General features: G+C 71.2%; 9 protein-coding genes. 2 read left to right on the top strand and 7 right to left on the bottom strand.

The window, feature by feature from the left end:
- Window positions 1-12 precede the first annotated feature (12 nt).
- The 3 genes from ETU37_RS04710 to ETU37_RS04700 form a co-directional block, all read right to left on the bottom strand.
- Window positions 13-1,848: a WXG100 family type VII secretion target gene (locus ETU37_RS04710; RefSeq protein WP_129985813.1), complete on the bottom strand. Its 1,836-nt coding sequence runs from the start codon at window positions 1,846-1,848 to the stop codon at window positions 13-15.
- A gap of 11 nt (window positions 1,849-1,859) precedes the next feature.
- Complete coding sequence (locus ETU37_RS04705) at window positions 1,860-2,879, bottom strand: LacI family DNA-binding transcriptional regulator (RefSeq protein WP_129985811.1); 1,020 nt, start codon at window positions 2,877-2,879, stop codon at window positions 1,860-1,862.
- 144 nt (window positions 2,880-3,023) lie between these two features.
- Entirely contained in the window at window positions 3,024-4,712 is a 1,689-nt protein-coding gene (locus ETU37_RS04700; RefSeq protein ID WP_129985809.1) for a fumarate hydratase, read from the bottom strand.
- A gap of 48 nt (window positions 4,713-4,760) precedes the next feature.
- Here ETU37_RS04700 and ETU37_RS04695 point away from each other — a divergent pair, with 48 nt between their 5' ends.
- Window positions 4,761-5,432 carry a DUF1707 SHOCT-like domain-containing protein gene (locus ETU37_RS04695; RefSeq protein WP_129985807.1) on the top strand — a complete coding sequence of 224 codons (672 nt, stop codon included), beginning with the start codon at window positions 4,761-4,763 and terminating at the stop codon, window positions 5,430-5,432.
- Between the two features lie 3 nt (window positions 5,433-5,435).
- Here the strand turns inward: ETU37_RS04695 and ETU37_RS04690 are convergent, their stop codons facing one another.
- From ETU37_RS04690 to ETU37_RS04675, 4 genes are all read right to left on the bottom strand, one after another.
- Window positions 5,436-7,559 carry an alpha-galactosidase gene (locus ETU37_RS04690; protein WP_129985805.1) on the bottom strand — a complete coding sequence of 708 codons (2,124 nt, stop codon included), beginning with the start codon at window positions 7,557-7,559 and terminating at the stop codon, window positions 5,436-5,438.
- A gap of 106 nt (window positions 7,560-7,665) precedes the next feature.
- Window positions 7,666-8,595, bottom strand: coding sequence for a carbohydrate ABC transporter permease (locus ETU37_RS04685; RefSeq protein WP_129985803.1), 930 nt, complete (start codon window positions 8,593-8,595; stop codon window positions 7,666-7,668).
- Window positions 8,592-9,572, bottom strand: a complete 981-nt coding sequence (locus tag ETU37_RS04680; RefSeq protein ID WP_129985801.1) for a carbohydrate ABC transporter permease — start codon at window positions 9,570-9,572, stop codon at window positions 8,592-8,594. Before ETU37_RS04680 ends, ETU37_RS04685 begins: the two co-directional genes overlap by 4 nt.
- Window positions 9,573-9,668: 96 nt before the next feature.
- On the bottom strand, window positions 9,669-10,976 hold the full coding sequence (locus ETU37_RS04675; RefSeq protein WP_129985799.1) for an ABC transporter substrate-binding protein: 1,308 nt from the start codon (window positions 10,974-10,976) through the stop codon (window positions 9,669-9,671).
- A gap of 238 nt (window positions 10,977-11,214) precedes the next feature.
- On the opposite strand from ETU37_RS04675, the gene ETU37_RS04670 reads away from it, so the two are divergent.
- The gene (locus tag ETU37_RS04670) at window positions 11,215-12,237 is read left to right on the top strand and encodes a LacI family DNA-binding transcriptional regulator (RefSeq protein ID WP_206053721.1); all 1,023 of its coding nucleotides are present in this window, start codon (window positions 11,215-11,217) and stop codon (window positions 12,235-12,237) included.
- Window positions 12,238-12,313: the final 76 nt, after the last annotated feature.

Genomic DNA, 12,313 nt, shown 5'->3' with positions numbered 1-12,313 from the left:
CCGACAGGGCGGCTACTGGTCGACATCGACGTCCCAGTCCAGCATCTGCCCGATGATCTCGTCGATCCGCTCGGTCATCCGATAGTCGGCGATCCGGTCCTCGACGCTGCTGCCGATGATGGCGCGGGCCCGGTCGGGGTCCCGCGCCAGCAGGTCCTGGTAGCGCGGCAGGGTGTCCTGCTCGATCAGCGCCCACCGGTCGTCGAAGTGGGCGATGTTGCCGTCGGGCAGCGGCGTCTCCACCGTGACGTGCACCTGCGTCGGGTTGTCGACGGAGACGTGCGGGATCGGCCGGCCGAAGATCGAGCTCGGGGTGCCGATGTTCTCGGGGCCGGGCGTGTCGAAGCCGACGGTGAGCGGGAAGACGTCGGCGTAGCCCTGGGCGTCGGGGATCGACGGCGCGCCGATCAACGTCATCGCCCAGGTCATCGCGGGCCCGGTCGGGGAGTGGTCGTACATCACCTGGTAGTCGTCGTCGATGATGTCCTGCTGCTCGCGCAGCAGGAACCGCACGTTGCCGGCCGCGACCCGCGCCGGTACGCCGCTGTCCACGTCGGCCCAGGCATCGCCGATCTCGGGCGGGATGATCCCGGCCGCGACCATCTCCTCGATCGCCGCCATCCCGCCGTCGACGTACGCCTGGTGCATCGCGCCCTGGTCGAAGAAGATCTGCTGCTGCATGTCGAGGAAGGTCGTCTCGAAGAACCGCAGCTCCTCGACGCTGAGGTCCGCGAGCTGGTCCACGCCCGGGGGCACCGCGCCGCGCAACGCCGGCGGGAGGTCGCCGACGGACTCGCCGATGCGGCGGAACTGCGCGAGGTCGAAGAAGCCGGCCGCGAACGACGGGCCGATCATGTTCGCCATGCCGGCCCACTGCAGGTCGGGGTGGTCGAGGTAGAGCCGGGCGTAGTACTCGTAGACCTCGACGATGATGTCGCGGTTGGCGTCGGCGCCCAGGGTCGGGTCCCAGGCGGCGAGGTCGATGCCGGCCACCTCGGCCGCGCGGTGGTTCCAGTACTCCCGCAGCGTCGGGGCGTACTGGTCCGGCGGCACCCCGAGCTCGCGGGCCCGGGCCAGCAGCGCCTGGATCCCGGCGTAGTCGTCGGGCGGGTCCTGCAGCCGGCCGGCCAGCTCGTCCATCGGGCCGCCGAGCTGCTGCTCCGCCGCGGTCAGCAGGTCGGTCAGGGCGCTGCCGCCGCGGTTCCACAGCCACTGGGCGAGCACGTTGCCCTGCGCGGCGCGGTAGGCCGCGACGAGCGCCGGCGGCACGGGTACGGCGACCGCCTGCGTGAGCGCCTGGGAGACCCGGACGGCGTGCCGCCGGAGCCGGTCGCGGACGTCGTCGAACTCGAGGGTCAGCTTGTCCTGGGCGGCGGTGCGCGCCGTGCTCGCCGACGAGACGCCCGACGTGCGCGAGTCGTCGAGGTCCATTCGGATCATCCGGCGCACCTGGGGCGGGGTGTCCGCGGGGATGCCGGCCACCTGCCGGTCGTGGCGTGCGTCGGCCGCGGCGACCGCGTCGTCGTAGGCGGCGTCCGCCGCGGCCCAGCGCCGGTTGAGGTCGGGGATCTCGACGCCCTGGGCGTGCGCGAGATCCTCGGCGAGCCGGCCGACCGCGTCGCCGGCGGCGTCGAGCTTCCCGGCGAACGTGGTCAGGTGTCCGCCCAGCGTCCTGGCCTCCTCGCCGACGGTGGTCGACGTCCTGCTCGACCAGCCGGACCGCCAGCGGTCGGGCGCCGAGCTCGTCGTCCGGCCCCGGCCGCGGAGGTGGTCGCCGCGCTCACCGAGCCGGCGCGCCGCCGCCGCGACGACGTCGGCGTCGACGTCGAGCGAGAAGTGGTCCCCCATGGCGGGCCAGGCTACCGGCGGCCGATCGTGGAGTCGCGGGCGAGCAGCTCGAAGGGCACCTGGACGTCGCGGGTCGGCGTCGACGGCTCGGCGATCCGCCGCTGCAGCAGCTGCACGGCCTCGCGGGCCAGCGCGGCCTTGTCGGGGGAGACGGTGCTGAGCGGCGGGTTCGCGTAGCGGCCGTCCTCGATGTCGTCGAACCCCACGACCGCGACGTCGTCGGGCACCCGGAGGCCGTGCCGGGCCAGCACGTGCAGGGCGCCGAGGGCGAGCTCGTCGTTGAAGGCGAAGATCGCGTCCGGCCGCTCGGCCCCCGCCAGCAGGGCCTCGGTGGCCGCGGCGCCCTCGGCCCGGGTGTAGCTGCTGATCTCGGGGGTCCAGGTCGGGTCCGCCGCGAGGCCCGCGGCGCCGAGCGCGGCGACGTACCCCTGGCGCCGCAGCGCAGCGACCCCCGAGTGCGCGTGGTCCGCGGCCTGGAAGCCGAGCGCGGCGACTCGGGTGCGGCCGAGCGAGAGCACGTGCTCGGTCGCGGTGCGGGACGCCGCGACGTTGTCGACGGCGACGTGGTCGATGGCGCCGTCGCTGATCCGCTCGCCGATGAGCACCAGCGGCACGTCCCGCTCGCTGCGGCGCAGGTCGGCCGCGCCGAGGGCGACGGGACTGAGGATCAGACCGTCGATCAGGTGCCCGCTCAGCCCGGCGGCGACGTCGCGCTCCCGGCCGGCGTCGCCGTCGGTCTGGTCGACCAGGACGGTCCAGCCCAGCTCGGTGGCCGCGGCGACGACCGAGCTCGCGAGCTCGGCGAAGTAGGGCACGTCGAGCGCGGGGACGGCCAGGGCGACGAGGCCGGAGCGGCCCTGCCGAAGGCTGCGCGCGGAGAGGTTGGGCCGGTAGCCGAGCTCGTCGAGGGCGGCCTGCACCCGGGCCCGGGTCTCCGGGCGGACGTGCTCGTAGCCGTTCACCACGTTGCTGACGGTCTTGACCGAGACGCCGGCACGGGCCGCCACGTCGCTGAGCCGTACTGCCGTCACGGCCTCATCCTCTCGTGCCACCTCGGCGGGCCCGGTCACCGCCACCCCGCCCCCGTCGGGGAGTCGACCGGTCGATACCGGGCACGGCGACGTGAGGTGCTGCGCGAGCGGGACCCCGCCTGACTGGTCGGCGCCCGGACCGGCTCAGACCTTCTCGGCCGAGCGGGTGCGGACGGTCAGCGCGATCGGCTTCTGCGTCTCGGCGAAGAAGTCGTTGCCCTTGTCGTCCACGACGATGAAGGCCGGGAAGTCCTCGACCTCGATCTTCCAGACCGCTTCCATGCCGAGCTCGGGGTACTCCAGCACCTCGACGTGCTTGATGCAGTCCTGCGCCAGCCGGGCGGCCGGGCCGCCGATCGAGCCGAGGTAGAAGCCGCCGTGGGTGTCGCAGGCGCGGGTCACCTGCACGGACCGGTTGCCCTTGGCCAGCATCACCATGGAGCCGCCCTCGGCCTGGAACTGGTCGACGTAGGAGTCCATCCGGCCCGCCGTCGTCGGCCCGAACGAGCCCGAGGCGTAGCCCTCGGGCGTCTTGGCCGGGCCGGCGTAGTAGACGGCGTGGTCCTTCATGTACTGCGGCATGCCCTCGCCGGCGTCGAGCCGCTCCTTGATCTTGGCGTGCGCGATGTCGCGCGCCACGACGAGCGGGCCGGTCAGCGACAGCCGGGTCTTCACCGGGTGCTTCGACAGCTCGGCCCGGATCTCGTCCATCGGCCGGTTGAGGTCGATCCGTACGACGTCCTCGGAGCCGGACACCGAGAGCTTCTCGTCGGTGGTGTCGGGGAGGTACTTCGCCGGGTCGCGCTCGAGCTGCTCGAGGAACACGCCCTCGGCGGTGATCTTGCCGAGCGCCTGCCGGTCGGCCGAGCAGGACACCGCGATCGCGACCGGGCAGGAGGCGCCGTGGCGGGGCAGCCGCACGACGCGGACGTCGTGGCAGAAGTACTTGCCGCCGAACTGCGCGCCGATCCCGAACGACTGGGTGAGCTTGAAGACCTCCTCCTCGAGCTCCACGTCCCGGAAGCCGTGGGCGGACATCGAGCCCTCGGTCGGCAGGTTGTCGAGGTAGTGGGCGGAGGCGTACTTCGCGGTCTTCAGCGCGTACTCCGCGGAGGTGCCGCCGATGACCACCGCGAGGTGGTACGGCGGGCAGGCGGCGGTGCCGAGCGAGCGGATCTTCTCGTCGAGGAACTCCAGCATCCGCGTGGGGTTCAGGACGGCCTTCGTCTCCTGGTAGAGGAAGGACTTGTTGGCGGAGCCCCCGCCCTTGGCCATGAACAGGAACTTGTAGGCGGGGTCGCCGGTGCCGGGCGTGCTGTAGAGCTCGACCTGCGCGGGCAGGTTGGTGCCGGTGTTCTTCTCCTCCCACATCGTCAGCGGCGCGAGCTGGGAGTAGCGGAGGTTCAGCCGGGTGTACGCGTCGTACACGCCCTTGCTGATCCACTCGCCGTCGTCGGCGCCGGTGAGCACGCGCTCGGACTTCTTGCCCATCACGATCGCGGTGCCGGTGTCCTGGCACATCGGCAGCACGCCGCCGGCGGAGATGTTGACGTTCTTGAGCAGGTCCAGGGCGACGAACCGGTCGTTGCCGCTCGCCTCCGGGTCGTCGATGATCCGGCGCAGCTGCGCGAGGTGAGCCGGACGCAGGAAGTGGGCGATGTCGTGCATCGCCTCGTCGGTGAGCAGCCGGAGCGCCTCGGGCTCGACCTTCAGGAACTGCTGGCCGCCGGCCTCGAAGGTGCTGACCCCCTCGGTGGTCACCAGGCGGTACGGCGTCTCGTCGGCGCCGGTCGGCAGGAGGTCGGAGTACTGGAACTGAGGATCGCCGCTCATGTCGAAGGAGCCTAATCCCGCTGGATCCGAGCGATTAGGCTGGGCCGCATGGACGGACAGGGTGGGCTGCAGCGGCGGCCGGTGGGCCCGGTGGGCGACCCCAGCCGGCTGCGCATCTCCGACGACGACCGCCACAAGGTCGCCGAGGTGCTGCGCAAGGCCGCGGGTGAGGGCCGCATCGACCTCGAGGAGCTCGACGAGCGGCTCGAGGCGACCTACGCCGCCAAGACCTACGGCGACCTGGTCCCGATCACCGCCGACCTGCCCGTCGCCGGCGTCCAGCACGCCGTCGCGCCCGCCCCGCGCCCGCAGGCGCCGCAGGTGCCGGCCACCGTCCACGAGTCGTCGTTCTCGATCATGGGCGACTGCACCCGCCGCGGGGTCTGGCAGGTGCCGGCGAAGCACAACGCGTTCACGATGATGGGCAGCATCACCCTCGACCTGCGCGAGGCGCAGTTCTCCGCGCAGGAGACCGTCATCGAGGCCTACGCGATCATGGCCGGCGTCGAGATCGTCGTGAACCCGTGGACCCAGGTGATCGTCGAGGGTGTCGGCATCATGGGGGCGTTCGGCGAGGCGCGCTCCAAGGTCACGCCCGACATCCGCCCCGACTCGCCGGTCGTCCGGATCAAGGGACTGGCGCTGATGGCCGGCGTCGACGTCAAGCGCAAGGACCTCCCTGGCACGACCCGCAACCGGCTCGGCATCACCAACCGGTAGCGCTCACACCCGGGTCACGTGCACCAGCGTGACCGTCTCCGGCTTGCGCCGCGGCATCCAGAAGCCGCGCAGGTCCAGCAGGCTGCCGGTCGCCTCGTCCGTGCCGAGCGGGCCGTGCGCGGGCATCGGCGCCGACATGCTGACCTCCTTCTCGTCATACGGACCTTCCCACGCCAGCCGGTACGACGCTGTGGGGTCGAGGCCGGGGACCCGGACGTGCACGCCGCGGTTGTGCGCCGACTCGTCCATCTGCACGTGCGCGACCAGCGCCTCGGAGCCGTCCTGCGCGACGACGCCGTGCAGCAGCACGGCCGGGTCGGACGACTCCGGGCGCACCACCCGGCCGGAGTGCAGCAGCCCGCGGAACGTCTGGTAGCGCGCCACCCAGTGCGCGATGGCGTCGAGGTCCTCGTCCTGGGCCTCCATGAGGTCCCACTCGATGCCGAACGACCCGAACAGCGCCGTGGCCGCGCGGAAGTCGAGGGTCAGCGTGCGTCCGGTCGTGTGGGAGGTGTGCGAGGAGATGTGCGCGCCGACGTACTCCGGGGCCAGCAGCTGCGTCGTCCAGCGCTGGATCTGCTGCCGCGCGACCGCGTCGGTCATGTCGGAGGTCCAGAACCGCTGCACCCGCTCCGCGACACCGAGGTCGACGCGGCCGCCGCCGGAGGCGCAGGACTCCCAGGCGACGTCGGGGTGCGCCTCGGCGAGCGCGTCGAGCAGCCGGTAGAACCCCTCGGTCTGGGCGCGCGCGGCCGGCGCGCCGCCGACCCGGCCTGAGCCGGCCTCGAGCAGCTCGCGGTTGTGGTCCCACTTCACGTAGGAGATCGGGTAGGCGTCGAGCACGGCGTGCACCCGCTCGAACAGGAAGTCCCAGACCTCGGGCCGGGAGAGGTCGAGCACCTGCTGCTGGCGGTGCGGCAGCGGCATCCGGTCGCCGGAGGAGAGGATCCAGTCGGGGTGCGCGCGGAACAGGTCGCTGTCGGGGTTGACCATCTCGGGCTCGAACCACAGCCCGAACTCCATGCCCAGCTCGCGCACGTGGTCCACGAGCGGGGTGAGCCCGTCGGGCCAGACCTCCTCGTCGACCCACCAGTCGCCGAGGCCGGCGTTGTCGTCGCGGCGGTTCCGGAACCAGCCGTCGTCGAGGACGAACCGCTCGACGCCGACCCGGGCCGCCCGGTCGGCGATGCCCTGGAGCCGGTCGAGGTCGTGGTCGAAGTAGACCGCCTCCCAGACGTTGAGCACGACCGGCTGGCGCGCCGGGTGCGCGGCGAGGGCCCGCTGGTAGCCGTGGAAGCCCGCGGCGAGACCGTCGAGCCCGTCGTCGGCGGCGGCGACGATCACCCAGGGCGTCGTGTACGTCGCGCCGGGGGAGAGCGCCACCTCGCCGGGCTGGAGCAGCTCTCCGCCGCCCACGGTCGTCGCGGTGGCCGGGTCGCGCTCCACCCGCAGCAGCGAGTTGCCGCTCCAGGCGACGTGCACGCCGACGACCTCGCCGTGCGTCGTGCCGAAGCCCGGCGTACCGACGACGACCATCGTGGCCGCGGCCAGGCCCGGGCGGCCGCCGCGGCTCTCGCGCAGCCAGAGCCCGTCGGTCACCCGGTGCCGCTGCGGGGAGCGCTCGCGCTCGTGGCGGCCGGTGAAGTCGAGCACCTCGACGAGATGGTCGGCGACGGGCAGCGCGACCTCGAGCCCGTCGACGACGTAGCTGTCCGTGGCGTCGTTGGTCAGGGCGTAGCGGACCCGCAGCGCCCCGCCGGCGACCGACTCGACCTCCGCGACGAGCGACAGCCCGGCCGCCTCGTCGGCGGCCTCGACCCGCAGCCGGGCGCGGACCAGCGGGTCGTCCTCGACGGTGTCGACGGTCGTGGCGCGCGGCTCGAAGCGGGTCGTCCAGGACCGGCCGGTGCCGCCCTGGGGGTCCACCCGGTGGCCGCGCAGGTGCGGCCGGGTGAACCGGGCGTGCGCGTGCTCGCCCAGCAGCGGGGTGCCCGGACCGCCGTCGCTGGCGGAGCCGCCTCCGAAGCGGTCGTCCGGCACCACCCCGACCCAGTGGACGGACGGCAGCCCGTCGTCCTCGCGGAGGTCGAGGCCGGTGACCCGGGTCGCGTCGGGCGGGAAGAGCATGCTCGGGGCTCCTCGGTGCGGGAGAGGTGGTGGTCATGGCACGGGCGGCCGGGACAGTCGTCCCGGCCGCCCGCGTGGTCGTGCGCTGGTCGATCCTCCCGGAAGGTCAGCCCTTCACCGCGCCCGCGGTCAGTCCGCGGACGAAGAAGCGCTGCATCGAGAGGAACACGATGATCGGCACGATCATCGAGAAGAAGCCGCCCGCCGTCACGAGGTTCCAGCCCGCGCCCTGCTGCGACAGCAGGGTGTTCTGGATCGAGACGGTCATCGGGGAGTTCTCGCCGGGGCCGATGAACACCAGCGCGACGAACAGGTCGTTCCAGACCCACAGGAACTGGAAGATCGCGAACGACGCGAGGGCGGGCATGGACATCGGCAGGATCAGGCGCCAGAACGTCTGGAAGTGGCTGGCGCCGTCGATGCGTCCGGACTCGATGACGCTCAGCGGCAGCGTCCCCATGTAGTTGCGCAGGATGTAGATCGCCAGCGACATGCCGAACCCGATGTGGAACAACCACACCGCCGGGAACGTGCCCGAGAGTCCGAGGCTGCCGTAGAGGTCCAGGATCGGCACGAACGCGACGTAGTTGGGGATCACCAGCAGCGCGACCACGATCAGGAACAGCGCGTCCCGGCCGGGGAAGTGCATGAAGGTGAACGCGTACGACGCGAACGCGGAGACCAGCAGCGGGATGAACGTCGCCGGCAGCGCGATCGCCACGCTGTTGATGAACGCGTTCCCGAGATCGGCCGTGGCGTTCGCCTGGGTGTAGTTGTCGAACCCGACGAAGCCGAAGCCGCCGGGGTTGGTGAACACCGTCCACCAGCCGGTGCTGTTGGCCTCGGTCTCACCACGGAACGACGTGATGAACAGACCGACGACCGGCACGATCCACAGGAAGCAGATGACGGCCAGGGTGATCCGGGCGAACCAGCCGGCCTTGGCGGGGTTGCCCTCGCGGCTGCTCGGCGCCTTGCGCGGGGTCTTCTGCGACGTGGTGGCCGTCGCCGGGGTGGTGCTGGTCGTGCCGCTCATCGCGCCGCCTCCTCGCGGAAGTGCTTCACCTGGTAGAGCATCACCGGGAAGGTGGCGATCAGCAGCAGCACGACGATGGCCGAGGCCGCGCCGTTGTTGAAGTTGCTGGTCAGCTGTCGGTAGAACTCGACGCCCAGGATGTTGGTGTTGAACTGGCCCGACGTCATCACGTAGACCACGTCGAAGGTCTTCATGGCCGAGATCAGCGTGGTGATGAAGACCGTGACGATCGTGCCCTTGATCTGCGGCACGACGACCCGGAAGAAGGTCTGCCGCTCGTCGGCGCCGTCGATGCGGGCGGCCTCGAGCGTGTCGGTGGGCACGCCCTTGATCGCACCCGACAGCAGCACCATGCCGAAGCCGATCTGTGCCCACAGCAGCATCACCATCAGCAGCAGGCTGTTGAGGTGGAACTGGCTCTGCTGCAGCCACGGGACCGGGTCGCCGCCGAGACTGGTGATGATGGCGTTCTGGAGGCCCACCTGGTCCGACCCCGCGGGACGGTACGCGTAGACGAAGCGCCACACCGTGGCGGCGCCGACCATGCTGATCGCCATCGGCATGAAGACGATGGTCTTCGAGAGGTTCTCGTAGCGGGGTTGGAGCCGGTCGGCGAGCACCGCGATCCCGAGACCCAGGATGATCGTGACCGTCGGGACGATGATCATCCAGAGCACGGTGTTGAAGAGCGTCTGCTGGAAGCCGGCGTTGGTGAGCAGCGCCTCGAAGTTGGCGAACCCGACCCACTCCGTGCTCGTCGCGTCCTGGAAGCTCTTGATGAACGCGACGATCGTGGGATAGATCAGGTAGACGACGAGGGCGAGGTACGCCGGGAGGATGTAGAGCCAGGGCTTGATCTTGTCCTCGAGCCTCGACGGCAGGAGCTCTGCGATCTTGTTGAGGAGCCAGTAGAGCAAGACCGCCACGCCGATGCCGACGATGACGGTAAGGATCGTGTTGATGGCCTTGAGCCACATGAGCGGACCCTTTCTGTGCCGGCCGTCAGCCGGTGGTGGGAGACCGGAGCCGCGGGGACGGACGCCTCAGCGCCCGCCCCGCGAGCCCCGCGGACGTCAGCTGGCGGGCCAGCTGTCGTCGATGTTCTGCAGCGCCGTGTCGAGGTCCGTGTCGCCGGTCACCCAGGCGGTCATCTCGCTCCAGAACGTGCCCGCGCCGACCTCGCCGGGCATCTGGTCCGAACCGTCGAACAGGAAGGCGTTGGCCTCGGTCGCGGTGGTGTACGCGGTCTTCATGATCTCGTTCGGGTACGCCTCCGGGTCGAAGTCCTGGTGCGGGGAGATGTAAGCACCGGTCTTGGCCGCCTCGGCGCCGACGTCGGTCTCCGACAGCATCTTCATGACTTCCTTGGTGTTGTCGTCGTCGCTGAGCATGGTGGCGAGGTCGCCGCCGCCGACGACGTAGTTCTCACCGCCGGACTCCATGGGCGGGAAGCCGAAGACGCCGACCTCCTCGTCCAGGTTGCTCTGGACGTCGTCCGGGAAGAAGCCGGTGATGAACGTGCCCTGCTTCAACATCCAGCAGCCGGGCTTGTCCTCGAACATCGGGTTGCCGGCCGAACCGAAGTCGATGCTGGCGACGCCGCGCCGGCCACCGAGCACGTTGCCCTCGGCGAGCACCGTGTCCTCGAACCAGGTCGCGGCCTCCTTGACCTCGGGCGAGTTGAACTTGACCTCGCCGTCGACCCAGCCGTTGTAGGTGTCCTCGCCGCCGACCCGGGCCACGAGGTCCTCGATCCAGTCGGTGGCCGGCCAGCCGACCGCGCCCTCGGAGAAGATGCCCAGGCACCAGGGTGGGGTGCCGTCGCTCTTGATCTGCTCGGTCAGCGCCTCGAGGTCGTCGAGCGTCTCCGGGGCCTCGTAGCCGGCCGCGTCCCAAGCCTTCTTGGGGTAGAAGACCAGGCTCTTGACGTTGGCGTTGACCTGCAGGCCGTAGTACTTCCCGTCGACCATGCCGGCGTCGACGATGCCCGGCAGCATGCTGTCCTGGAGAGCGCCCATGTCGACCACGTCGTCGAGCGGCTGGGCGCCGCCGCGCTTGACGATGTTGGCGACGACGCCGGGCTGCGGCACGATCGCGATGTCCGGCTTGTCGCTCGCGTTGAGCTTGGTCATGATCAGCTTGTCGATGCCGGTGACGCGTTCCCACTTGACGTCGATGCCGGCCTCGTCGGCCTTCTCGCCCAGGCTCTTCTCCAGCCCCTCGACGATCGGCGCGTCCATGCTCGTCCAGATCGTGACGGTGTCGTCCTCGCTGCCTCCGCCACCCGACCCGCTGCCCAGGCAGCCGGTGAGCGTGAGTGCGGCGCCGGCTGTGGCGACGATCGCCACGCCACGCCGGACCCGGTTGGCGCGAAAATTCATGTGCCCTCCTCGGTTGGTGAGCCCTTGGACGACGTGCGTCGGCTGGGCGTAGTGTGACCCTCACCACATGCTGAATCGAATCAGCAGGATCATGGCGTCACCGTCGGACGAGTGTCAAGGATCAGGACATCTCGTGGCGGAACGGTGACCCAACCGTTTCTTCCTGCCCGGATCCCGCGCTTCCGTCGCGACGTCCGGGCCGACTCGCGGGTGGACGCGGAGGGGAGGTGGTGCGGCGGTGGCGACCGTGCGCAAGTCCACGTTGAGCGACGTGGCCCGTCGGGCCGGGGTCTCGGCGACCACGGCGTCGTACATCCTGAACGGGCGGTCGGCGCAGATGCGGATCGCGCCGGCGACACAGGACCGGGTGCTGAAGGCGGCGGCCGACCTGCGCTACCGGCCGAACCCGAGCGCGCGCAGCCTGCGCACCTCGACCACCCGCACCGTCGGGGTGATCTCCGACCTGGTCGCGGGCGGCTCCTTCGCGAGCCAGATGCTCACCGGTGCGAGCGCCGCGGCGCGGATGCTCGCCCACCTGATCGTCATCGGGGAGTCGCAGGGCGACCCGCAGCTCGAGGCGCTGCTCGTCGAGGAGATGCTCGACCGGCACGTCGACGGGATCATCTACGCCACGCTGGCCACGTCCGAGGTGAGCGTGCCGCGCCCCTTGCGCCAGCAGCGGGTGGTGCTGCTCAACTGCGTCGACCGGGCCACCCAGCTGCCCGCGGTGCTGCCCGACGAGTACGAAGGCGGCCGAACCGCCGTCGCCGAGCTGCTGGCCGGCGAGGTGCCCGGCGAGATCCACGTCGTCGGCGAGATGTCGAGCGAGGGCGGCTCGCTCGCCGGACCGCTGCGGCTCGACGGGATCAGGGACGCGCTGCGCGAGGCCGGCCGTGACCTGGCCGGCGTGCTCTCGTGCCCGTGGGACGTCGCGCCGGCGTTCGACGTCGTCGACGGGTTCCTGCGTGACGGCGGCCGCGCCGCGGGCCTCGTCTGCCTCAACGACCGGGTCGCCCTGGGCACGTTCCAGGCGCTGGCCGAGCACGGGCTCGTCGTGCCCGACGACGTGTCCGTGGTGTCGTTCGACGGCTCCGAGCTGGCCGGCTGGCTGCGGCCGAGGCTGACGTCGGTGGCGATCCCGTACGCCGACCTCGGGGCGCGGGCGGTGGAGATGCTGCTCGACACCAAGGAGCAGGGCCCGAGCGTGGTCCGGGTTCCGATGCCCGTGGCGCGGGGTACGTCCGTCCTGCGGGCCCGCTGATGGCGCGGTCGACGACCGTGCCGCTACTGTGAGCGCCGTCACTTCACTACGGATCGTCCGGCACGTACCTGCCGGT

It is taken from the genome of Nocardioides iriomotensis (assembly GCF_004168035.1).
Taxonomy (GTDB): Bacteria; Actinomycetota; Actinomycetes; order Propionibacteriales; family Nocardioidaceae; genus Nocardioides_B; species Nocardioides_B iriomotensis.
The sequence above is the reverse complement of the archived record's forward strand: the minus strand, read 5'-3'. Positions and strand labels throughout refer to the sequence as shown.

Bases quoted from the DNA above. Each gene is read 5' to 3' on its own strand.
- ETU37_RS04710 (WP_129985813.1), bottom strand. From the start codon at position 1,848: ATGGGGGACCACTTCTCGCTCGACGTCGACGCCGACGTCGTCGCGGCG.
- ETU37_RS04700 (WP_129985809.1), bottom strand. From the start codon at position 4,712: ATGAGCGGCGATCCTCAGTTCCAGTACTCCGACCTCCTGCCGACCGGC.
- ETU37_RS04695 (WP_129985807.1), top strand. From the start codon at position 4,761: ATGGACGGACAGGGTGGGCTGCAGCGGCGGCCGGTGGGCCCGGTGGGC.
- ETU37_RS04690 (WP_129985805.1), bottom strand. From the start codon at position 7,559: ATGCTCTTCCCGCCCGACGCGACCCGGGTCACCGGCCTCGACCTCCGC.
- ETU37_RS04685 (WP_129985803.1), bottom strand. From the start codon at position 8,595: ATGAGCGGCACGACCAGCACCACCCCGGCGACGGCCACCACGTCGCAG.
- ETU37_RS04680 (WP_129985801.1), bottom strand. From the start codon at position 9,572: ATGTGGCTCAAGGCCATCAACACGATCCTTACCGTCATCGTCGGCATC.
- ETU37_RS04675 (WP_129985799.1), bottom strand. From the start codon at position 10,976: ATGAATTTTCGCGCCAACCGGGTCCGGCGTGGCGTGGCGATCGTCGCC.